We start from the raw sequence: 23,841 nt of genomic DNA, 5'->3' as shown, positions 1-23,841 counted from the left end.
AATTATACATTAATTTTTAAAAATTCATATTTTTTTAAAAATTGCTTTAATTGACAGTAAAAAAACACTTAATAAGTGGTTAAGTGTTTTTGATATCTATATTTTTTTATCCTACTGTGAAAGTTACTGATACTATTCCTGGTTGGTCAAAACCTCTGTTAGAAATGGTTTGACTATCTTCAAATAAATTAAATTCATTCTCAACGGTAATATATGGAGATTCTAGGTCATCGATTTGTGGATTTAACTCCTTAAACTTATTAATAATTGTTTTCTTCTCATTATTTTCTATGTTACCCAAATTAGTTTGTGTAACATAATTCTTGAACTCATTTTCTTGTTTAATAGTAAAAGTCACTTTAACCATACCTGTTTTATTAGATAAACTAGTTGGAACAACATATGCTGAACTATCGTCAATAATGTATAACGAAAAATATCAATTTTCGAGATCTTCGTTTAATTCCATAAGTCTTTCCTCTATATCCACATTACCAATTAGACTTCTAAAATTTTCAAATTCTCCTAAGTCAGTTACTTTTATAAGATTTTCTAACTTATTTTCCTTTTTTGGCGGACCACAAGAAATTGTTGATGTTGTTCCTGGCACTGCCAATAAAGTTGAGCCTAAAATACTTAATATTTTTTTCATAATTTTCTTCTTCCTTTACTCATTCAGACAAACATCACTTTGCCTTACACCCTAATAATATAATAATAATAATAATAAGTAAATTGATTTTTAAAGACCTGTTGTATTTAACATCGTTATTTAAAAATTACTTTAATCGACAGTAAAAAAACACTTAATAAGTGGTTAAGTGTTTTTGATATCTATATTTTTTTATCCTACTTTGAAAGTTACTGATACCACTCCTGGTTGTTCAAAACCTCTGTTAGAAATGGTTTGACTATCTTCAAATAAATCAAAAGTGTTATCTACACGAATACTTGGATATTCCAGCTCATCTATTTGAGGATTTAACTCTTTTAATTTATTAATAATTGTTTCGCTTTTTTTATTCTCAATTGTACCCAAATCAGTTTGTGTGATAAAACTTTTTAACGAATTTTCTTGTTTAACTGTAAAGGTTATTTTAACCCTTCCAGTTTTATTTGAAAAAATGTCGGGAACAATATATGCAGAACTATCATCAAAAAGATACAATAACACATCACCAGGTTCAATCTTATTGTTTAGTTCAACAAATCTATCGTAAAGAGTTGATTTACTGATAGTTATATCCAAAAATGAATCAAATTCTCCTAAGTCAGTTACTTTTATAATATCTTCTAATTTATTACTATCCTTTTTTGGCGGACCACAAGAAATTGTTGATGTTGTTCCTGGCACCACCAATAAAGTTGAGCCTAAAATACTTAATATTTTTTTCATAATTTTCTTCTTCCTTTACTCATTCAGACAAACATCACTTTGCCTTACACCCTAATAATATAATAATAATAATAATAATAAGTAAAATTAATTTTTAAAGACCTGATGTATTTAAACAAAAGAAAAAAGACTCTTTCAAGTCTTTTTAAACAATATAATTATTTTTTAAAATTAAGCAACAGTAATTTCTTTAATGTCTTCGTTTCTTACAAATAGGATTTTTTCTCCTGGTTTTGCTCCTCATGATTTTGCAACTTCTGAAATTTCTTTTTCATCAGTTAAGAATTCATCAAAGTTTTCAACTTTACTCATAAAGATTGAGTGTCATACACCAAATGCTGTTCATAATTTTTCTTCAGCACTAACTCCTAAAATAGTTACGTTTGGTCTGAATTTTGAAACTGTTTTTAATAATTCACCAGTTCTTGATGCAACAACTGCATATTCGTATTTTCCATCAATAGCTTTGTTTGCTAATTCATTTGCAATGTCAGCTCTTTTTCCTGATGTTGTTTTTCTTGCGTTTTCTAATTGTTTTTCATAGTATAGTTTTCCATAAAATTCAATTTCAGCACGTTTGTTAATTGTTGACATAGTTTCAGTTGTAATGAATGGGTAATCTCCGTTTGCAGATTCTCCAGATAACATTGTAGCATCTGATCCTAATTCTGTAGCATAGTAAACGTCAGTAACTTCTGCTCTAGTTGGAGCTGGGTTATCTGTCATTGATTCTAACATTTGAGTTGCAACAACAACTAATTTACCTTTTTCTCTACATTTTCTAATGATTTGTTTTTCTCAGTAAGGTACTTCGTAGTAAGGAATTTCTAATCCTAAATCTCCACGAGCAACCATGATTCCATCACTTGCATCGATAATTGCATCAATGTTGTCAATTCCGATTTGTGATTCGATTTTTGAAATGATTTGGATGTGTTCTCCACCATTTTCTTTTAATAAGTTTCTGATTTCTTTTACGTTTTCTGCAGTATTTACAAATGATGCAGCTACATAATCGATATCGTTTTTAATTCCAAATTTGATATCATTGTAATCTTTTTCTGCTAAGAATGGTAATGTAAAGTCAACTCCTGGTAAGTTAACACGTTTGTTGTTTTTTACTAAGTGTGTGTTAAATGCTTTACACATAACAAGTCCTGGTTTAACATCAGTAACTGTCATGTTTAATTTTCCATCATCTACTAATACTTTATCTCCAACTTTAACATCTTGTGACATGTCATATGACATTTGTAATTCAGTAGGTCCACATTCTCTTGTTGTAAATTCTTCTGGGTTTGTGTAAACTGTAACTTCAGTTCCAGCTTTAATTTCTTGTTTCCCGTCTTTCATTTTACCAACACGAATTTCAGGTCCTTTAGTATCTAAAAGGATTGATATTGGTTTGTTAATTTCTTTTCTTAATTCTTTAACTCACTCAAATCTTGCTCCATGTTCTTCAAAATCAGCATGTGAGAAGTTTAAACGAATTGTTGTCATCCCTTTTTCAAATAATTCTTTTAAAGCTTCTTTTGAGTGTACAGATGGTCCAATTGTTGTAATAACTTTGGTTCTTTTAACTTTATCTTCTAAGTTATATAGTTTCATGTTTTTTTCTCCTTTTTTGTATCAAAAAAATTATAACACTTTGAAGGTAATGTTTATATAAAAAGCAAAAAAATAAGCAATCTTGCTTATTTCTTAGGTTTAATTTAAATAATCAAAATAACAATAATTCTTTTTTTGTAATCTTGTTACTTATTCAACCACTCCTTATTTTTAAAAAATTTAACTAAATCTTAGATTATCTGCTTCAGCTTTCATGCTCACATATCTTGTTGCAGCTGCCCCAATTCCTAAATGGAAGTCAAATTCTACATAAATAAATGTGTTATCTCTATAAATAGATGACACGAAACTAGCTTCCACTTTAGAAGTACCCACAGTTCCGTAAATATCAATATATTGTCCAACCCCCTCAATTTTAGTTTTCTTTTCAGTTATATTTGTTAGATTCACTTCTATTGTGGTGTTAATTGATTGCGAAGCATAAAAATCAGTAGCTGCATTCGCCCTAATATCAAATTTAATAACTTGTTTATTAATTCCTAGTGAAAAAATATTTAAAATTCTGTTCAAGTATCTGCAAATTTTCTTCAATTAACAACAGCAAATTTTTTATTTGAAGTATATGAGTCTCACACTCACCCTCCCGTTCATAATCTATAATTATCAGAGTAAGAAATATTTTCATTTGCTTCTAAAGGGATTTCTGTTTGAATCCCAGAGTTAGTTAATATAATAGTAAAATTAGCAATTCCCGAATACTGATAATTACTTGGTAATGCTACAACATTATAGTTAAAAGTAATTTTTTGACCAACTTTTGGCAAAACACTTATAGCCCCAAGAGTTACATATTGTTCTTTTTGTTCTAAATAATGTCTTAAAAAATCTGCTTGAATTGGAGTTTTATTAGGTTTTTCTATCAAATTTTGTATTGCGACAATTTCTATAATTGCAATATCTTTTACACCTTCTATATCAAGTTCAACTTTTTCAAATTTTTGTTCTGATAAATTTATTTTTCTAGAAATTTTATTACTTTCTCGTAAAAATTCTTCCTTATTATTATTCATATAAAGACAACTTTGAGATGCTCCGGTTATTAAAATACCAAGCGCACCAATTATACTCATTAATTTTTTCATTCATTTCCTCTTTCGCCCGACCACCAACCAAATTACAAATTTTATTTTGTTATATAATGAAATTTTTTGCATAATTTATTATTCGTTCTACATCATAAAGTGTTTCTTCTAGCAATTCATCTTTTAAACTTTTATAAAGGTTATCCAATACTATTTCTTCTATTTCAATACCTTGCGTTAGTTCACCATCTTCCGGTTTATCACCAGATACTTCAATTTTACTTAAAATTACTCTTAACATTTGGTATTGAATTTGTCTTCTTAAATATTCTTGATAGATCTTTGACTCTACCTTATAATGACCCTCACTTAAATATTTGTTTTTCAAAAATAAACATTTATCTTTCATAATTTTTGAATAGGCATCAATCACTCATCATGAAAATTTTCCCGATACGCTTGGGACATATGGTTCTGAGTGGATGCCTAAAATATAATAATATGCCTTGCTATTTTGATCAAAGCCACTCTTACCATCTTTGGGACTAACTAAAATATATCCATCTGACACAAGGCCATAAATGTGATTAAAATTAAATAAATCTTTATTAAAATCAGAATGTATTTCTAATCTTATTCTTTCTTGAAGTATTTCTATTGCTCTTTCTTCACTAAAACTTCCGTTAATGGAAGCTTCATTAGTATCTATCAGTATTCTTCTAGTATCTCCTAAATACTCGTATAATGAAATTGACTTATCTCCATTATCTTTATTTATATCAACATCTATTATTCGAGCACCACACGATACAACATTAGTTGCAACAGAAAAAGTTACAATCAATGATGCAAAACTTTTCAAAACTATTTTCATATTTAAATACCTCCTATTTTATTTAATTCATAATTATTAGTATTTATATTTAATTGTAAAGTGGAAAAAAATGACTTATCTCTACTTTTGTCACACTAGCAAGCAACCAATCAATTGATAATTGTAATGTTTATTAATAATTTTATTATAAACTTAATTTTTTTATTTTTTTAAATAATTATAAATAAGTAGAAAAATTTCCTTATTTTTATACAAAAAAAACAACTTTTTTAAGGTTGTTTATATCAAAATCCAAAGAAGATAATTTTTAAACGCTCTAGATTGTTCTAGTTCTAAATCATTTACAAACTTCTTGTTATTTTGGTTAGTTTTATTACACTGTTACAATTTTAATTTCTTCAGATCTAACAACTAAAATTTCAGTACCTTTTTTAGCTCCTCAAGATCTTGCAATTTCTGAAATCACTGAAGGATTTGCAATAGCTTCATCAATTGAATCTACTTTGTTCATAAAGATTGAATGTCATGCACCAAATGCAGTTCATAATTTTTCAGTTTCACAAACTCCTAAAATAGTTACGTTTGGTCTAAATTTTGAAATTGTTTTTAATAATTCACCAGTTCTTGAAAGAACTACTGCAAATTCATATTTACCATTTCTTGTAATATTTGAAAGTTCGTCAGCTATTTGAGCTCTTTTACCAGAACTTGAATTTCTAGCAACTTCTAAAGCTCTATCATAATAGATTTTTCCATAAAAACTTAATTCAGCACGTTTGTTAATTGTTGACATAGTTTCTGTTGTAATAAAAGGATAAATTCCAGCTGCAGATTCTCCAGATAACATTGTAGCGTCTGCTCCCATTTCAGTAGCGTAGTATACGTCAGTAACTTCTGCTCTTGTTGGTTGAGGATTGTCTGTCATTGATTCTAACATTTGAGTTGCAACAATAACTTGTTTTCCTTTTGCTCTACATTTTCTGATGATTTGTTTTTCTCAGTAAGGTACTTCATAAAAAGGAATTTCTAATCCTAAATCTCCACGAGCAACCATAACTCCATCACCTTCTTCAATTATTTCATCAATATTTAAAATACCAATTTTAGATTCTATTTTTGAAATAATTTGAATGTGTTCTGCATTTTCTTCTTTTAAGATTTTTTTAATATCTTTAATGTTTTGAGCTGTATTTACAAATGAAGCTGCTATATAGTCAATACCATTTTTTGCTCCAAATCTAATATCATCAACATCTTTAGCACTTAAGAAAGGTAAAGAGAAGTCAACACCTGGTAAGTTAATTCTTTTGTTTGTTTTTAATGTATGAGCATTAAAAGCTCTACAATTTACAAGTCCTGGTTCAACATTTAAAACGTTTAATGTTAACTTTCCATCATCTACAAGAATTGTGTCTCCAGCTTTTAAGTCAACACTCATATCGTAAGATACTGTCATTTCTGTAGCTTTACATTCTCTTGAAGCATATTCTTTTTCAGTAGTATAAATTCTAATATCACTTCCAGCTTTTACTTCTTGAGCTCCATCAATCATTTTACCAACACGGATTTCAGGTCCTTTAGTATCTAAAAGGATTGAAATTGGTTTTTCTAATTCTTCTCTTAATTCTCTTGCTGATTTAATTTTTTCAATATGTTCACTTTGACTACCATGAGAAAAGTTTAATCTGATAACGTTCATTCCAGCTTCAAATAATTTTCTCATATCATCTTTTGTGTTTGTGCTTGGTCCAATAGTTGTAACAACTTTGGTTCTTTTTATTTTTTTATTAAGTTCACTTGGTTCATAAAATTCTATTTCTTTTTGTAACATATAATATAACCTGTCTTTCTAAAATTATAATACTTTGTTAATTTTTCTTAACTGTTCGTATTCTTTTGTTTGATCTTTTCTTGGCATATTTAGAGTTGAATTAATATCTCTTGCAACAAGTTTATTTTCACTCATTCCAATGTATAATCCACCTTTACCTTCAACCAATTGTTCTACAGCAAATACTCCAGCTGTTGTTGCAAGATATCTGTCCATTGCTGAAGGAATTCCTCCTCTTTGAACATGTCCAAGAATTGTTGCTCTTGTAACATAACCTGATGCTTGTTCTATTTTTTCTGCCAATTTATGAGCATCTGGATACATTTTTTCTGCAATAGCAACTATCACACTTCTTTTTCCTGCGTCTGCCATTTTTTTAACTTCTAAACAAATTTCTTCTTCAGTTAAAAAACTTTCTTTTGTTGAAAATACTTCAGCACCAGTTGCTGTTGCTGCATATAGAGTTAAATCTCCACAAGCATTTCCCATGATTTCAACAACACTACATCTGTTGTGAGAATTCATAGTATCACGAATTGCATCAATTGATCTAACAACAGTATTTAAAGCTGTATCAAATCCAATTGTGTAGTCTGATGAAACAATATCGTTATCAATTGTTCCTGGTAAACCCACACAATTAATACCTAATTGTGTAAGTTTTTCAGCTCCCTGATAACTTCCATCTCCACCAATTACTACTAATGCTTCAATTCCAATTTCTTTTAAATTTTCAACTGCCACTTTTCTTACTTCTTCATCTTTAAATTCAACAAATCTAGCAGAACCAATAATAGTTCCACCTTTTGAAATGATGTCAGAAGCAAATTTACTATCTACTTTTTCTATTTGTTTGTTAACAAGACCCTTATAACCGTCTTTTACAACGTAAGGCTCTATTCCTTTCGCAATTGCAGCTTTTATAACACCTGCAATTGCAGCATTCATACCCGGAGCATCTCCTCCAGATGTTAAAACACCTATTTTTTTAATCATACAATTGCCTCCATATGTAGATTATATAACAAATGGGGTTTTTACATTAAAAATGTAAAAAAAATAAACATCAATATTTTACCCAGCCTAAAAACTTGGTTTAATTTGACGTTTATTTTAAAATTTAAAGAAGTCTTCTCAAATATATAGGAATGAAATTAAATTAATTCTTAAAAGTTTCATAAGTCTTTTGTTTTCAAAGTTTTTTTGATCTCTAAATAATCTATATAACTCTGTATATACCATTCAAAGGTGTTTATATCTTTCTAAAATTAATTCATTTATTCTTTTTATTTCTTCTTTATCTTCATCACTGAAATGTTTTGCAAGTACTAAGAAAATACTATTTCTTGATACTAAATTATATTCTTCAAATATTAGGTGAGTGTAGTTTTTATCAAATTTAGCATCATCAAATAGATATGCCATACTTTCAAATTGACTTACTAAATAGTGATTCATAAGTTTTTTCATTCTATCCATAACTTCTAAGATTGTTTCAAACATTCTTACAAAAGCTGGGATCAATAATAAGTGTATTGCAATTATTCCAATTTCACCAACAATTGTTATTTCTTCAAAAGTAGTAAGTAATTGAAATACAAAAATTAAAACTGAAGCAAAACTAATTAAAATACTGTGAAAAATAAAACTTGGTGATGATAGGTCAATTATTCTTGAAATTGATGATTTATTTTTGTTTAATTCTATATCAAATTCAAAGACCTTTAATCTCTTATAATAAAACTCTGTTGAAAATCATCCAATAATAGTAAAATTTAATAAAATATAAGCTGAAAACCCTATATTTACAAAGTTAAAAATTGGGTTAGAAATTACAGTTGCTTGTAAAATAACAGATAAAGCAACAATATAAAATAAAAATACATTAACTTTAAAACTAATTTTTAGAAACTTATTTTCTACATAAATTTCTTTAATTCGTTTTTTAAATTCTTTAAGTATCTTAACTTCTTTTTTTAAACTTTCTTTTTTCATATTATTCTCCTAATAAAAAAATGCACCTGAATGCATTTATCATTTTCAATCCTTCAATTTGTCTGTATCACAAATTGCAACATATGGTAGATTTCTAAGTCTTTCTTCGTAATCTAAACCATAACCAATAACAAATTGATTTTGGATTGTAAAACCACTTCATTCAACGTTCATTTCAACTTTTCTACCTTCTGGTTTATCAAGCATTGTTAAAATTTTAACATCTCTTGCTCCTTTGAAATAAAGGTATTTTTTTACATAATCAAGAGTCAATCCTGAGTCTACAATATCTTCAACAATTAAAATAGTTTTATCTTTTATTGATAAGTTTAAGTCTAAGTTAATTTTTGGTTCACCTGATGTTTTAGTTCCACCTAAATATGATGAAACTACCATGTATTCAGTTTGACATTCATATGTAAAGTTATTCAAGAAATTAGCCATAAAAGGTACACAACCCTTTAAAAGCCCAATTAAGATAACTGTATTATCCTTAACCTCTTGAGTTTCGTAAAATTTTGAAATTTCTTCTGCCAACTCTTTTGTTCGAACATCTATTTGTTCTTTTGTATATAAGATTTCTTTTACTAGTTCGTGTTTCATAAAGTCCTCCATAAAAATTTTAACACATTTGAGTTATCTAGTTTGTTGTAAAAAAGTTTCTAGTATTAATTTTGCCGCTAATTGATCTTTATTTACTTTTTGTTTTTTTCGACTTAAATTTGCTTCAATCATAATTGATTTAGCCATTCTTGTTGTTAATCTTTCATCAACCTCTACAATATCTTCTTGTTTTATATCAGTTTTATCTAAAAATACATCTATAAATTCTTTTACCATATCTACTCTATGTCCAGAACTTCCATCCATATTTTTAGGTAAACCAATTATTATTTTTTCATAACCCTCTTTTTTTAAGAATTGGTCTAATAATTCTGAGGCTTGTTCAAAATTATCTTCTTCAAATCTAATTGTAGAGTTTGTATTTGCAAAATAACCTTCACTTGTAGCAACACCTATAGTTTTACTTCCTAAATCTAATCCAATATATTTAGCCATTTTGTTTTTCTCCTCTTTTTTGAATTCTTTGTATGATTTTATCTCCTATTGGTTTAGCAGCTAAGAAGTATGCTCCAGACATCATTATTGCAAATGTAACATCAGTTGCAAAATGTGCAAGAATCATTATTCTTGAAATAGCTGTTAAAATAATTCCTACTCAAGATACTATAAACAATAAAAGATATTGAGTTTTATTTTTATTAAAATCTATGAAAAATAACATTGCAAGCATGGTTGCTGCACTTGTTGTGTGTCCTGAAGGGAAACTTTTACTTCTAGTTTTTGTAAAGTTAATTTCAAATGCATACTTAAACAATGATTTTGGATCTTCTGTTGCAAAAATTTCTCTTGGTCTAGGTCTTCCAAAAATGTTTTTTAAAATCTCTACACTTAACATTGCTAAAGCAACCATTATTGCAGCATAAATTGTTTTAACAATAATTTCATTTAAAAATTCCTTATTTGTATGTAATTTTTCTTTATAAGTGAAACTTTGAAGACAAACCATATAAGCTAAAACAATAAAATATCAAATTAATGCAGATATTATTTCAATTGAATTTTGTTCATTTTTAGTCTTGAATCATTCAAATTCCATTGAAGCCAAAATTATAATAACTAGTGAAATGATTGAAATTATAGTTTCAATTGAAATAACTCATTTCGAACTAACTTTTTTTAAATTAAATAAGTATAATGTTGCATAAAAAATAATTGTATAAATTGGAATAATATAGATAATCACTCCATACATATCAAAACTATGTTTTAATCAATCTGATTTATTTGCCATATTTTCCACAACTAATTTAGAAATTAAATAGTCCTTAAAGATAAATGTTACAAATGCAGCAAAAATTATTGTATATAAAATACCTATTAAATATCATTTTGTTTTCTTTTTATTTTCAAACATATTTTTTCACCTTTTAATAACTTATATTATAAATTATTTAATATAAAAATAACTTTTTTCTATAAGTCTAATTGTAACTATTTTCTTTACTTTTTATAACAAAATTTTCTATGAAAATTTTCACCTTTACATTTATAGTAGAATATTTAAGTCAAGAAATGAGGATGAAAAAAAACATGTTTAAAAATATAGAATACAGTCAAATTATAAATTTAAAAGACAGTATCAACTATAAAGAAGGTCAAATATCTAGTAAAACTATTACAAATTCTAAAGATACAAATATAACTCTTTTTTCTGTAGCAAAAAACGAAGAAATTAGCGATCACACTTCTACAAAAGATGCCTTACTTATCGTATTAGATGGAAAATTAAAAGTAATAATTAATAAAATAGAATATTTGTTAAAAACAGATGATTCAATTTTAATGCCTGCAAATATTGTTCATTCACTTCATGCATTAGAAGACTTTAAAATACTTTTGATTTTAAACGAAACAAATTAATGAATAAGATTATGGGACACGTATTTTTATCTAAATTAGGTAAAAAGAGATTAAGACCCGGAGGAGTCAAAGCTACAAATTGATTAAAAAAACAAACCAACTTAAATAACAAAAATATTTTAGAAGTTGGTTGCAATAAGGGTACCACTTCATTTGAACTTGCAAGAAAATATAATTCAATCATAACAGCTGTTGATAAAGATTTGTTTGCCCTAGAGCAAGCTAAAAACAGTAAAAAAAATAAATATAAAAACTTAACTTTTTCTCCCGGAAATGCTTTTAAACTTGAATTTTCAAATGAAACTTTTGATGTTATTTTTAATGAAGCTATGTTAACAATGCTAAATCAAAACTCAAAAATAACAGCCTTAAAAGAATATAATAGAGTTTTAAAAGATAACGGAGTTCTTTTAAATCACGATATTTGTTTACTTACAAATGATATACAACTTCAAAAACAGATTATAAAAGAAATGTCAGAAACTATAAACACAAGTGTAGAACCAAAAACTGTTGATGAGTGACTATTTTTATTAGAATCTAACGGTTTTGGTCAAATCAAATACACTTGTGGAAAGATGACACTTTTAACACCAAGAGGTCTAATCAAAGATGAAGGAATAGTAAACACTTTTAAAATAATAAGAAATGCATTTAAAAAGGAAAATAAAGTTCAGTTCAAAACGATGAGAAATGTATTTAAGAAATATAAGAAACATTTAGGCTTTATAGCTATTGCAAGTTTCAAACAAAAAATCTAGTTAAAACTAGATTTTTTTTACTTTAATCTATTCGAATCAATATACTATAGAATCTCTTTTTCAAGCCTATCAGCATGTATATTTCAATTGTCTTTTGAAATAAAAAAACTTCAACCAATGGTTGAAGTTTATAAATTAAATTATTTAGCTAAGTTGTAGAATGATTTGTAACCATCGTAAATTGCAGCTTCACCTAATTCAGCTTCAATTTCTAATAATCTGTTGTATTTTGCAATTCTATCAGATCTTGACATTGAACCTGTTTTAATTTGTCCTGTGTTTAGAGCAACAGCTAAGTCAGCAATTGTTGCATCTTCAGTTTCACCTGAACGGTGTGAAGTAACAGCTGTTCAACCAGCTTTTTGAGCCATTTGAATAGTTTCAATTGTTTCAGTTAAAGTACCAATTTGGTTTAATTTAATTAAAACTGAGTTTGCAGCATGTTTTTCAATACCTTCTGCTGTAATTTTTGGGTTAGTAACAAATAGGTCATCCCCAACGATTTGGATTTTGTGTCCCATTGTTTTAACTTGTTTTTGGAATCCATCTCAGTCTGATTCTGCTAATCCATCTTCGATTGAAATAATTGGGTAAGTATCTACTAATTTATCTAAGTAAGAAATCATTTCATCTGTTGTTAATGATCAATCTTGACCTGTTAATTTTTCAATTTTTTTGAAGTGGTATTTTCCATCGATGTATAATTCTGAGTTTGCACAATCCATTGCAATCATAATTCCATCTTTTCCAGTTTTGTATCCTGCTTTTTCGATTGCTTCAACTAATAAGTCTAATGCAATTTCAGCTGGAGTTTTAGCTTTGAAAGCTTCGATTGTTTCTTCTTTGTATGCTCATTGGAAGTGAGGAGCAAATCCCCCTTCATCTCCAACAGCTGTAATATCACCTTTTGAGTGTAATAATGATTTTAATGCTTGGAAAGTTTCTGAAGCTCATCTTAATGATTCTTTGAAACTTGGTGCTCCAACAGGCATAATCATAAATTCTTGGAAGTCGATTGCAGAATCTGCATGTTCTCCTCCGTTAATTACGTTTAACATTGGAACAGGTAATCTTCTTGCGTTTGTTCCCCCAATGTATCTGTATAATGGTAATTCTAATTCATCAGCTGCTGCTTTAGCTACTGCTAATGAAACACCTAAGATTGCGTTAGCTCCTAAGTTTTTTTTGAAATCGTCACCATCTAATTTACACATTGCAGTATCGATAGCTACTTGATCTGTAACTTCTAATCCGATTACTTCGTCTGCAATTTTATCATTTACATTAGCAACTGCTTTTAAAACACCTTTTCCGTTGAAACGTGCTTTATCACCATCTCTTAATTCTAATGCTTCTCTTGAACCAGTTGATGCTCCTGAAGGAACTTTTGCTGATCCAAATCCACCAAATTCAGTTGTAACATCAACTTGAACTGTTGGAAATCCACGTGAGTCTAATACTTCACGTGCAACTACGTTAACAATTTTTGACATATTATTATCTCCTTTTCCCTATAATCATAACTCTAATTTTTAACACTTTTTCATTTTTTTTACAAAATTAATCAATTACTTAAATGCATATATTTTTTGACTGGTAAATGGGAATAACTACTTTAACACTAACTTTTCGACAACAAAAAAAACAAGAATAAAATATTCTTGTGTTAATAATCTAAAACTTTTTCATATTTGAAATAATAAAACTTATATTGTTTTTAACTTTTCTTTCTATAAATTTAGCCTCATCTAAAGAAGCACATCCATCAAAATTAAACATTATTTTTTCATAATCCACGTTATTAATAGTAACTTTTTTATTATCACTCAATCTTGTAATAGTTACCTTATATTTATAATTTCTAACCAATGTAGGTAATCCATAAGCTACTCACCTTAATGGATTATATCTTGAATTTTCTTGTTCATGACTTACAGGGATATTGAAGAAGAATGATTTAATATGAAATGCAAATATTGCAAACCCAAAAGAGTAATAACTTTTCTTTTGACATTCATAGTTATTATTAAATCTGTATTTTTCACCTTTATATGTAAATAACATTTCATCTTCTTCAAATACTTTTTGTCTTCTTAAATCTTCATAATCTCTAAATTCAACATCCTTATTTTCTAAAAGATACTGATATTGATCATTTACACCTTTAATTTGTTTTATTTCATCTATTCTTAAATCTGTTTCATTAAAATTTCTTTTAACCACATTGTTGTAAATTTCTTTTACATCAATTTTTTTGATTATTTCCTCTACACTAGGTGGATTTACTTTTGCAAAACTTCTATATCTTAATAAAAATACAGTTGTTCAGGGAAAAATATTTGCCAACAATGCTAAAGGGATAAAAATTAAAAATACTCAGAAGTGGTCCATAAATCTGTTTGGATCTGAATATAGGTAAGCAAAAATACCTATTATTCCACCAATAAACACAAAAAATATGAAAAAAACCATATAAGTCCAAAATAAGAAACTTCTTGATTTTGTTGTTGAATTTCTTTTTAAAATTTTTTTATTATCAAAAATTTCATTTTCTAATTCAACTACCTCTTTAAAAGGGTAGTTGATATTTTTTTCTTCCATAATACATCCTTCACTTTCATATAAAAATATTTTATAGGAAAAAGCCTTAAAAGAAAAATTATATAAAAGATGTTATTATTTATAGTTTTTTATAATTGATTTATAAATTCTATTTCTGTTTAAATCCACATATTTATTCATTAATTGTCTTTGTTTTATAGAAACTATAAAAATTCAAAAAACATAATTAATCACAGGTATTAAAAATGCTATTTTTGAAAAAACAACAATTTTTGAACAAGGTTTAGATTTGAATTTGATTATTCTAAAGTAAAAGTACCTAGAAACCAATCCAAATAGTTCTGAAAGAACCAAAAAACCAAGCATAATATAAATTAAGACATTACTATTTGTTCCTTTAAAAAGAAACAGTTGTAAAAAAATTAATGAAATTAAACTAATAGATGCTAAAAATGATATTAATATACATAATTTGTAAAATTTATTAAATCTAAAACTATTAACATATCATTCTGAATTATTCATTTTTTATCACCGTCTTTCAATTGATAAAAAATTATTAAAACTCGTATTATTAACTAAACAAACACTATTTCTTTAATCATCTTCATTTTAATAATTAAACATTGTTAATTAGTATGAAAACAATTATCGCTCTTTATGAGTATAACATTTATTGGATATAAAAAAACAATCCTAGTGAGGATCGTTTCTATGTTGTTTTCTTTCATTGCTTGAAAGTCATTTTTTTCTTAATCTTACATCTTCTGGTGTAACTTCTACCAATTCATCTCATTCAATAAACTCTAAAGCTTCTTCTAAAGTGAATTTTCTTGCTGGTGTAAGTTTAACTGAATCATCAGTACCACTAGATCTTGTATTTGTAAGTTTTTTACCTGTTGTTGGGTTAACTTCTAAATCGTTACTTCTTGAGTGAAGTCCAATGATCATTCCATCATAAACTTCAACTTGAGGTCCAACAAATAAAATACCTCTTTCTTCTAAGTTACCTAAAGCATAAGGTAAAGTAACTCCGTTTGCCATTGAAACCAATGCACCGTTGTTTCTTCCTTCGATACTTCCTTTGTATTCTTCATAACCAATAAATGATTTAACAAGAACTCCTTCTCCACGAGTATCGTTTGTAAATTCTGATTTGAATCCAATTAATCCACGAGTTGGAACTATGTAAGTAACTTTATCTCTGATTCCATCACTATCCATGTCTTGCATCATACCTTTTCTTAGGTTAAGTTTGTTAATAACTGTTCCTGAATATTCTGATGGTACATCAATAATAACTTTTTCCATAGGTTCAAGTTTATTACCTTTTTCATCAATTCTAAATACAACCTCTGGTCTAGAAATTCCAAGTTCAAAACCTTCTCTTCTCATTGTTTCAATAAGAACAGATAAGTGAAGTTCTCCTCTTCCCAATACTTTAAATCCATCAGCTGAAGAATCACTTAATGCGTCAACTTTTAATCCAACATTAACTTCCAATTCTTTGTCTAATCTTTCTTTGATATTTCTTGTTGTAACATATTTACCAACTTTACCTGCAAATGGTGAAGTATTAACTAAGAAGTTCATACTCATTGTTGGTTCTTCAATAATAATTGGAGGTAATGCATCAATATTGTCTGGTGAACATACTGTATCTCCAATTGTTAAGTCAGCAATACCTGCAATAACAACAATTTCTCCTGCTTGAGCTTCTTTTACAGCAACTCTTTTAAGTCCTTGGTAAATAAATAAACTTGATATTTTCCCTTTTGTAATTGAACCATCATTTTTTGAAATAGAAACTTGTTGTCCCTCTTTTAATACCCCTTTAAATAATCTTCCAATTCCAAGTCTTCCAATAAATGAATCATATGCAAGTGATGAAATTTGTAATTGAACTGGTTCTTGTGCTAATTCAATTGGGTAATTTCCAACTTGTTTAATAATTGTTTCAAATAAAGGAACTAAGTTATCACTTGGTTCATCCATTGAATATTGAACTTTACCTTCTCTTGCAGTTCCAAATAATGTTGGGAACTCCATTTGTTCGTCGTTTGCATCTAATTCCATAAATAATTCTAGAACTTCATCAACAACTTCTAATGCTCTTTGGTCTTTTTTGTCAATTTTGTTAATCAATAAGATTGGTTTTAACCCTAGTTCTAATGCTTTTGAAAGAACGAATCTAGTTTGTGGCATTGGTCCTTCTGCTGAATCCACAAGCAAAATAACTGTGTCAACAGTTTTCATAATTCTTTCAACTTCACTTGAAAAATCAGCATGGCCAGGAGTATCTACGATATTAATTTTGTAATCGTTGTACTCAATTGCACAGTTTTTTGAATAAATTGTGATTCCACGTTCTCTTTCTTGGTCGTTACTATCCATAACTTGTTCTTTTATTTCTTCATTAGCTCTAAAAACTCCTGATTGACCTAAAAATGCATCTACTAATGTAGATTTACCAGCATCAACGTGAGCAATAACAGCTATATTAATGATTTTTTTATCCATATTTGTTCTCCTAAAATTTTATAACAAGAAAATCATAACAAATTTTAGAGCTAAAAGCATAATTTTTGTCATTATATTTCATTTATAAAAAAATAAAAAGGTATTTCTAAAATACCTTTTTAAACATTTGCTATATCAAAAACAAAACTTATAGAGTTTTTCAAAGAATTTAATAATATTGAATTTTCCATACCCTTCAAACAATAAATACCTATGTTTTCATCTTCTAGAACATTATCAACATAAATATTAAATTCCATTTTATCTATCTTTGGTTTATCATCATCAATGCCAATCACATTTATTTTAGACAAAGGAGATTTTAACCTCATTTTTGTTTTAATTTCAATAGCTTCAATAGCTTTTGAGTTTCTTTTATCATAGTCTATTATTGAATAAATTATTGAACTTATAATTGCGGTTGCAAATTGATCAAGTGCACTAGGTTTTGAATTTTTAATATCAAAACTAAATTCACTTTCACTTTCAATCTCTAAGTAATTTGAATAGATTTTTAATGCTTTATTATAGTTTTTAATCGCTCTATACTCATAAATATATTCTTTTTGAAAATCTAACATTAACGTTTCTCTTTCATGATTCTTGCACTTGTTGTTAAAGCTTTTATCTTTTCAACAATTATGTTTTCAACACCAACTGGTCTATTTGCAAATGTTGCAAAACCACAATCTGGGTTTAATCACAAGTTTTCAGGTGTTGTAAATTTTAAAGTTTCATCTACAAAACTAACAATTTCAGTTATTAATTCAATATCATCAGTTCTTGGGTTTATAACCCCAAGACCTAAAATGGTATTTTTCATATCCAAATTATTGAATAAAACATCTATTTCTCCAGCTCTCGGTGTAGAAAATTCTAAATTTAAAATATCTGGATTTACTTCTTTGAATAATTCAATTAACGGACCATACGAACCAGATAATAATGTGGATTCGTCTTTGCTCCAATTTCCTCTGCACACATGCAAAGCAACTTTGGAATTTTTGGTTTTGGCATAATCCATAACTTGTTTGATTAAATTAGCTGCAAATTTTAATTCATCTTTTGGATCTTGTTTTTCTGACAAAGCAGAACACATAAATGTTCTTGTCTTGTCAGGAGTAAACACAACTTCTGTTAAAACAGGTTCATCAAATTGAATAATTTGAACACCTAGTTTATCAAGTGTATCAATTTCAGATTTTAAAATTTCTACAACATCTTTTCCTAATTCTTCTTTAGAAGAATAATAGTTTTTAGATAATTTTGGCAATCACATAGATCTAGTCATTAAATAAGGTCCAGGTAATGTGATTTTTATAGGCTTATCACTAAATTGTTTGATTAACTCAACCTCTTTAGCACATAAACTTTCATCCAATTCTAATTTATCAAAACAAATGGCATTTTTTATACTCAAAGAAGGTACATCTAATGTATTTAAAATTTGTTCAAATGCAAATTTATCTTCAATATATTCTAGCATTTCGCTCATATTTAATATTTTTACACCTTTTATTTTTTCACCAACAAAAGATACAAAATTATCTCTTTCAAGTTCACCGCTTACAATATAATCAAGGTTTAAATCTTCTTGTAATTTTATGATCTTACCTGTCTCCGAAACAAGCAAATTATTATATTCATCCATTACTGATTCATTTCTTTTTAATTGTTTTTTTAGTTTTAAAAGTTTTTCACTTCTTGGTCAACTTCCTATTAAAGAAGTTAAAAATCTATTTTCTTTCATTTATTCGCTATACCCTAAATAATCTATTGCATTTTCTAATTGCTCAAAATATTCTTCTCTTCCCGCTACTCATTTTTTCAGACCTTCAAGATCCATCATTTCTTTATGTTCTGGATTAGAATAATCCATTAAATACAGAACTTTTTCTCATTCACTTTTCAATTCTTGGTCAAAACCTTCTCTTGTTGTAAAAATACAATGGTCATAAAGTCCTGTTCTATGTACAACATTAAATTTATCTTTATCAAAAGTTCCATCAGTAATTCAATTTTCAAAATTACCTTCTGTTGTAACAGATGCATCAATTTCTTTGTTTACTAAACTTTTTAATGCATCTTCTTCACCACCAACGTGGTCTCCGTGTAATCCAACTCCGATATTAAATAACACTTCTTCATAATCTTGATTATGTTCTAATCCACTTTGTTTCAAAGTTCAAATTGGAATTAATCTAGCTTGTGGAGAATCTAAAGCTCCAAAACCAATTTTTTTACCTTTAAGATCTTTTACTTCAACTATATTAGAATCTTTTAAACTTAATACTACAGATTTTCTATTTTGATCTGTATCTCTCATACAACTAAAACCTACTTTATTAGAACCTCTTTTTGACAAAACATGTGCTAATGGTGAGTTTCAAGCTATATCAATTTTATTTTGCAAGAGATATTGTACTTGAGTTTTGTAATCTGCAAAGTATTCCATTTCAAGTAAAATATTATTTTCCTTAAAGAACTTACAAATTATTTCTCAAACAACTGTGACTTGGGGAGCATAAACTACCGCTCCTACTTTTACCTTTTTCATTTTAATCTATTTAAAAATGTCTATGTAGTTCAAACCTACCAACATTCTTCCAAGTCAAATTTTCAATACATCAGTTCCAGGTGCCATTATTTGTCCTGCAAATGAATCACGCATGATTCTTTCCATAACTAAATCGTGTCTAACATAACCTTTTCCACCAAAAGCTCTCATACCATCAACTGCATTATCTAATGCAGCTTCAGTTGAAACAATTCTTGCTGAAAATAATTCTGGAAATGCACCTAATGGACTTAGATCTGCTAATCTTGCAGCTGCCAAAATTGTTTCTCTTGCAGAAAATGCTTTTGCATACATACTTCCAAGATTTACTTGTACAGATTCAATATCTGCTAAGTTTTTTGCATGTGTATATTCTCTTTTTTGAACATATGCAGCTACTTCATCTGCAGCTCTTTGTGCAAGACCTGCAGAAACTGAAGCTAAACCAATTAAGAAAATCTCTTTATCTTCATCTCCAATATTTTTAAGTTCTAAATCTTTTGAAACTCGAGCATTTTTCATTATCATTGGTTTAGATTCATTTCCTCTTAAACCAACTCCATCTCAAACACCCTCTTCAAAGTCTACTCCATCAATATTTGTTGGAACAGCATAAACATGTAAACTGTCATCTTCTTCTGCTTTTACAAGAGTTAAGAAGTAATCTACAAACCCAGCTCCAGTTACCATACTTTTAACACCATTTAAAATAACGTGATCTCCATCATCTTTTGATGTTGCGTCAGGTATATAAAAGTGAGCCCCTGTTCCTCTTTCACTATATGCAAGTCCTAAAGTAACTTCTTTAGCAACTACTTTTTTCAATATTTCTTTTTTGATATCTTCTTGACCATAAAGAGCCATAGCTCTTGTTGCTGTATTGTGCATCATATATGCAAGAGCAGCACTTGGACAACTTTCAGATAAACCTAAGCAAATTTCTGCATGTGCTAATAAGTTTTCTCCTTGTCCTCCATACTCTTTTGGTACTAACAATGAAAAGTATCCTTCATTTTGCATACTTTTATAACCTTCAATAGGGAATCTTCCCTCGATATCAACAGCTTTTGAATAAGGCTCTAAATTTTTGAAACCGAACTCTTTTGCTTTAATATATTTTTCATTCATTTTTTCTCATTCCTTCCAAATTAATTATATGCTTATTGGAAAAAATTCCTAGTATTAATTTAAAAAAGGGAAAATAATTAGCAAGATAGATAACAAAAAAAGCGCAGAATCGCGCTTTTTTAAAATAATTGACTTGTTTTGTATCCTTCAATATCGTCTAACAGAACTTTAATAAATTTAAGTGCTTGTTCTCCTTCTTCTGTTGAGAAAGAATTATTTACATCAACACTTTCATCCTTAATGAATTTGATAAATTCTTCACTTTTAAAGTTTGAATCTATCTTCTCAAATACAAGTTTTACATAATAAATGAATAACAAACTTGCTATTGACCAAAATTTGTTTTCAGCCTCTTCTAATATATCTGCACTAAGATCATCGATTTTTTTCTCCAATCTTGTAAGTAAAACTTCAAGATTGGAATTTGCCAATACTCCATATATTTGATAATCAGAGTTTAATATTTTTAATCCATCATAGCTTTTTCTTAATTGCATGTAATTTTCCAATAAAGTTGAAAAGAATTCAGAATCTTCTTTACAACAAAATGGGTATTTAAAATGGTCTTTGTGCATAATTTAGCCCCCTGGTTCTAATTTTTTAATGTTTTATAAAATGCTTCATCAGAACCTTCGTTCATCATTTTTGTTTCGCTTATCCTCATTTCATCTTCTTCAATTAAAGGTTTGTTTTCTTCAATTATAGAATTTGTAACTCTTTCTTCTTCTGTAATGATTTTTTCTCTTAAAAGTAAACCAAAGTAGAATCTTGTAGAATAATAAATAGCAAAATTATATAAAACCACTTCATTTTCTTCAAAATATTCTGATGTTGAATTTGAATTATCTTCAAGTAAATCTAAAATTTCACTAATTAAATCATTTACTTCATAAGCTTTTCTTTTAATGTAATTGAAATCCTTGCTTTCAATTAATTTATTTAAAGCATAAACTATTTCTTCCATTACATTCTTATATCTAATATTTACTTGAAATTCTTTACATTCTGTTAAAAATGAACTTGATTGCCCTTCTAAATATTGTTTAAAAGCGTAATCATATAATCTTAAATCTAAAACCACTTTTGGTGAAATATCATCATAGTAACTTTTAGAAATATCATAAAGTGATTCGTATTCTACAACAGTATCACAAATTGCCATAAGCCTTAACAAACAACTTAAACTATCTCTATCTACTTCTGGCTTTTTTTTGACCTCTATTTCATCAAAAGCATCTTCAATATAAAATCTAAAGTCGTTTAAATCTCTTTTATCAAATCATCTTTTTTCAATTGCTTTTAAATAGTTATTATCTTGACCAAATAAAGACAACAAAACAAAGACTTCATTTGTGATTATTTCGTTAGCAATTTGTCCATAATGATCTCAAGATTTAAATTTCATTTTATTATCCTTTCGTTAAATTATTTAAATAATCTAAATAACTTATATTAATTGCAAGAACTGCTCAAAGATTTATTATCATATCATCTGCAAGTTCTTCTCTTTGAGAAAGCAACTCTTTAAAATATTCAAAATCCCCATCAGGTTTTGAAAGAATTGTTTCTTCTAATTTTTTAACTTCACTTCATAATTCTTTATTTAATACTTTTTCAAAATATTGATCAGGTTTAAAACCATACTGTTTAGATTCTACTTTAATTTCTTCAAGTTCTTCATCTGTTTTTTCAAATCTTGAACTATTTGCTTTTTTAATTAAGTATGGTGCAAAATCTGGGTTTTCTTTTTTATTCAAATCTACAAGTTTTAATCAATATTCACTTGAAAGTGAATCTAAAGTAACTATCATTTGTCTAAATAAATTAATAAGAATTATATAATCATTTATTCCTTCATTCAGTTGCATAATAACTGCAACTGAATCAGTACTTGAAATAATATTTGTACTTTGTACGAAGAAATTATTGTAATTTTGAGCTATAAACTTGTAAAACTCTTCTCTGTTAGAAGAATACACTTCACTAAATTCTACTAAATTTTGACTAAAATCCTTTAAAACATTTATTATTTTTGCTTTTTCAAAGTTCTTTACCAACTTATTTGAAGAATCAAGCAAATTATTTCATATTTGTTTTTGCATAATAATCTCTCCTTATGTTATTTCGTATTTATCATAATATTGTTCAATAATGGTTTTAAACATGTTAATTTTTTTCATTTCATTTGCAGCTTCAATATTTGGGTTTACATCTGGATGGAATACTTTTGCAAGTTTTCTATACACCTTTTTAAATTCTGTAGGTGAGTCCATTTTTGTAAGCCCAAAATAAGAGAAAGCATCATTCACTTCATCATTGAAAACCAATGTTTTTGTTTTTTCAAAGAAATCTTCAAAGTCTTCTTCAGGGTCGTTTTCAGAATAATTTGTATAACTTCCAGTAAAAGTTTGACCATATTCTTCTTCAAATCTATATGTATCAAATGTTAAGTCAACTACTTGGTCTAACATTCTACTTCAGTGATAAGTAAATTCATCCCCTAAGTCTACTAGTTCTTCAACTAATAAATGTTGTTTATAGGGTACTACCTCTATTCCTTCAACTAACATTAAAGCTTTTTGAATAATTCCCTCAATTGCATCAATTGAAGTCCTCTGCATTACTTCAAAAATTCTTAGCAAAGGAAAGTCGTTAATGTTTTTATTTGAAAAATATCTATTAAATACTTTTCAAAACTTTTCTGTTGTATAATATGTAAATTTTGATAGAGCTGTAATAATTAAAGTTGCAACATAACTATCCTTTTTTAAACTTAAATAATCATAAGTATTTTTAAAATAACTTACACAAGGATAAGAAGAAAAAGTTTCTTTTAAATTAATATTCTCAAACTCTCACACAAAACCATTATCTAATTTATCTGGTAATTGTTGAACAGATAACAATTCTTTTGTGTCATCGTTGTATTTGCCCACCATAAATAATAGATTATCAGCCGTTCAAAAATTGACATCCTCATTAGATCTTACTCATTCAATGAAACTAGATTCACCATCAGAGTAATCAAAAATTGATGCCTTTTTTTGTTGTTCTTTTTGAAATTTTTTATATTCTTTTTTTCAGCCCATAAAAAAACTCCTTATTAAAGTTATTATACTTT

At 27.6% G+C, this 23,841-nt stretch carries 26 protein-coding genes; 2 read left to right on the top strand and 24 right to left on the bottom strand.

The features are described from left to right. Positions 1–106: 106 nt before the first annotated feature. The 12 genes from SCHIN_RS01830 to SCHIN_RS01775 all read right to left on the bottom strand — a co-directional run bounded on the left by SCHIN_RS01830 (position 107) and on the right by SCHIN_RS01775 (position 10,686). On the bottom strand, positions 107–652 hold the full coding sequence (locus tag SCHIN_RS01830) for a lipoprotein (protein ID WP_166507934.1): 546 nt from the start codon (positions 650–652) through the stop codon (positions 107–109). Positions 653–844: 192 nt separating this feature from the next. Then, positions 845–1,396: a lipoprotein gene (locus SCHIN_RS01825; RefSeq protein ID WP_166507933.1), complete on the bottom strand. Its 552-nt coding sequence runs from the start codon at positions 1,394–1,396 to the stop codon at positions 845–847. Positions 1,397–1,567: 171 nt separating this feature from the next. Beyond that, positions 1,568–3,004: a pyruvate kinase gene (gene pyk / locus SCHIN_RS01820; protein ID WP_166507932.1), complete on the bottom strand. Its 1,437-nt coding sequence runs from the start codon at positions 3,002–3,004 to the stop codon at positions 1,568–1,570. A 180-nt stretch (positions 3,005–3,184) separates the two neighbouring features. Then, positions 3,185–3,535 carry a hypothetical protein gene (locus SCHIN_RS01815; protein WP_166507931.1) on the bottom strand — a complete coding sequence of 117 codons (351 nt, stop codon included), beginning with the start codon at positions 3,533–3,535 and terminating at the stop codon, positions 3,185–3,187. Beyond that, entirely contained in the window at positions 3,520–4,107 is a 588-nt protein-coding gene (locus SCHIN_RS01810; RefSeq protein ID WP_166507930.1) for a hypothetical protein, read from the bottom strand. The genes SCHIN_RS01815 and SCHIN_RS01810 overlap by 16 nt, the downstream gene beginning before the upstream one ends. Before the next feature lie 49 nt (positions 4,108–4,156). After that, positions 4,157–4,921 (bottom strand): hypothetical protein, encoded by a 765-nt coding sequence (locus SCHIN_RS01805; protein WP_166507929.1) that lies wholly within the window; start codon positions 4,919–4,921, stop codon positions 4,157–4,159. 334 nt (positions 4,922–5,255) lie between these two features. Continuing rightward, the gene (pyk, locus tag SCHIN_RS01800) at positions 5,256–6,713 is read right to left on the bottom strand and encodes a pyruvate kinase (protein ID WP_166507928.1); all 1,458 of its coding nucleotides are present in this window, start codon (positions 6,711–6,713) and stop codon (positions 5,256–5,258) included. A gap of 24 nt (positions 6,714–6,737) precedes the next feature. Continuing rightward, positions 6,738–7,709, bottom strand: coding sequence for a 6-phosphofructokinase (gene pfkA, locus SCHIN_RS01795; protein ID WP_166507927.1), 972 nt, complete (start codon positions 7,707–7,709; stop codon positions 6,738–6,740). A gap of 117 nt (positions 7,710–7,826) precedes the next feature. Then, positions 7,827–8,708 (bottom strand): hypothetical protein, encoded by an 882-nt coding sequence (locus tag SCHIN_RS01790; protein ID WP_166507926.1) that lies wholly within the window; start codon positions 8,706–8,708, stop codon positions 7,827–7,829. A 36-nt stretch (positions 8,709–8,744) separates the two neighbouring features. After that, on the bottom strand, positions 8,745–9,311 hold the full coding sequence (hpt, locus tag SCHIN_RS01785; protein ID WP_166507925.1) for a hypoxanthine phosphoribosyltransferase: 567 nt from the start codon (positions 9,309–9,311) through the stop codon (positions 8,745–8,747). 33 nt (positions 9,312–9,344) lie between these two features. Then, entirely contained in the window at positions 9,345–9,767 is a 423-nt protein-coding gene (gene ruvX / locus SCHIN_RS01780; RefSeq protein ID WP_166507924.1) for a Holliday junction resolvase RuvX, read from the bottom strand. Continuing rightward, positions 9,760–10,686, bottom strand: coding sequence for a phosphatase PAP2 family protein (locus SCHIN_RS01775; protein ID WP_166507923.1), 927 nt, complete (start codon positions 10,684–10,686; stop codon positions 9,760–9,762). The genes ruvX and SCHIN_RS01775 overlap by 8 nt, the downstream gene beginning before the upstream one ends. A 176-nt stretch (positions 10,687–10,862) precedes the next feature. Here SCHIN_RS01775 and SCHIN_RS01770 point away from each other — a divergent pair, with 176 nt between their 5' ends. Both SCHIN_RS01770 and SCHIN_RS01765 read left to right on the top strand, forming a co-directional pair. Then, positions 10,863–11,192 (top strand): cupin domain-containing protein, encoded by a 330-nt coding sequence (locus SCHIN_RS01770; RefSeq protein WP_166507922.1) that lies wholly within the window; start codon positions 10,863–10,865, stop codon positions 11,190–11,192. Beyond that, positions 11,192–11,953: a class I SAM-dependent methyltransferase gene (locus SCHIN_RS01765; protein ID WP_166507921.1), complete on the top strand. Its 762-nt coding sequence runs from the start codon at positions 11,192–11,194 to the stop codon at positions 11,951–11,953. Before SCHIN_RS01770 ends, SCHIN_RS01765 begins: the two co-directional genes overlap by 1 nt. A gap of 140 nt (positions 11,954–12,093) precedes the next feature. Here the strand turns inward: SCHIN_RS01765 and eno are convergent, their stop codons facing one another. From eno to SCHIN_RS01705, 12 genes are all read right to left on the bottom strand, one after another. Beyond that, complete coding sequence (gene eno / locus SCHIN_RS01760; RefSeq protein WP_166507920.1) at positions 12,094–13,446, bottom strand: phosphopyruvate hydratase; 1,353 nt, start codon at positions 13,444–13,446, stop codon at positions 12,094–12,096. A gap of 181 nt (positions 13,447–13,627) precedes the next feature. Continuing rightward, positions 13,628–14,554, bottom strand: a complete 927-nt coding sequence (locus tag SCHIN_RS01755) for a hypothetical protein (protein ID WP_166507919.1) — start codon at positions 14,552–14,554, stop codon at positions 13,628–13,630. A gap of 75 nt (positions 14,555–14,629) precedes the next feature. Continuing rightward, positions 14,630–15,040, bottom strand: coding sequence for a hypothetical protein (locus tag SCHIN_RS01750; RefSeq protein WP_166507918.1), 411 nt, complete (start codon positions 15,038–15,040; stop codon positions 14,630–14,632). 171 nt (positions 15,041–15,211) lie between these two features. Then, positions 15,212–17,035, bottom strand: coding sequence for a translational GTPase TypA (gene typA, locus SCHIN_RS01745; protein ID WP_166507917.1), 1,824 nt, complete (start codon positions 17,033–17,035; stop codon positions 15,212–15,214). Between the two features lie 119 nt (positions 17,036–17,154). After that, positions 17,155–17,616: a hypothetical protein gene (locus tag SCHIN_RS01740; RefSeq protein WP_166507916.1), complete on the bottom strand. Its 462-nt coding sequence runs from the start codon at positions 17,614–17,616 to the stop codon at positions 17,155–17,157. Further along, positions 17,616–18,785: a cobalamin-independent methionine synthase II family protein gene (locus tag SCHIN_RS01735; RefSeq protein WP_166507915.1), complete on the bottom strand. Its 1,170-nt coding sequence runs from the start codon at positions 18,783–18,785 to the stop codon at positions 17,616–17,618. Before SCHIN_RS01735 ends, SCHIN_RS01740 begins: the two co-directional genes overlap by 1 nt. Beyond that, the gene (locus SCHIN_RS01730) at positions 18,786–19,592 is read right to left on the bottom strand and encodes a phosphate/phosphite/phosphonate ABC transporter substrate-binding protein (protein WP_166507914.1); all 807 of its coding nucleotides are present in this window, start codon (positions 19,590–19,592) and stop codon (positions 18,786–18,788) included. Positions 19,593–19,598: 6 nt separating this feature from the next. Further along, entirely contained in the window at positions 19,599–20,720 is a 1,122-nt protein-coding gene (locus SCHIN_RS01725) for an acyl-CoA dehydrogenase family protein (protein ID WP_166507913.1), read from the bottom strand. Between the two features lie 119 nt (positions 20,721–20,839). Then, positions 20,840–21,295, bottom strand: a complete 456-nt coding sequence (locus tag SCHIN_RS01720) for a hypothetical protein (RefSeq protein ID WP_166507912.1) — start codon at positions 21,293–21,295, stop codon at positions 20,840–20,842. A gap of 17 nt (positions 21,296–21,312) precedes the next feature. Further along, positions 21,313–22,125 carry a hypothetical protein gene (locus SCHIN_RS01715; protein WP_166507911.1) on the bottom strand — a complete coding sequence of 271 codons (813 nt, stop codon included), beginning with the start codon at positions 22,123–22,125 and terminating at the stop codon, positions 21,313–21,315. Positions 22,126–22,129: 4 nt separating this feature from the next. Then, positions 22,130–22,822 (bottom strand): hypothetical protein, encoded by a 693-nt coding sequence (locus SCHIN_RS01710; RefSeq protein ID WP_166507910.1) that lies wholly within the window; start codon positions 22,820–22,822, stop codon positions 22,130–22,132. A gap of 12 nt (positions 22,823–22,834) precedes the next feature. Further along, the gene (locus SCHIN_RS01705; RefSeq protein ID WP_166507909.1) at positions 22,835–23,809 is read right to left on the bottom strand and encodes a DnaJ domain-containing protein; all 975 of its coding nucleotides are present in this window, start codon (positions 23,807–23,809) and stop codon (positions 22,835–22,837) included. Positions 23,810–23,841: the final 32 nt, after the last annotated feature.

It is taken from the genome of Spiroplasma chinense, from assembly GCF_008086545.1.
Classification (GTDB): domain Bacteria; phylum Bacillota_I; class Bacilli_A; order Mycoplasmatales; family Mycoplasmataceae; genus Spiroplasma_A; species Spiroplasma_A chinense.
This window is presented reverse-complemented; position numbering and strand designations above follow the sequence as displayed.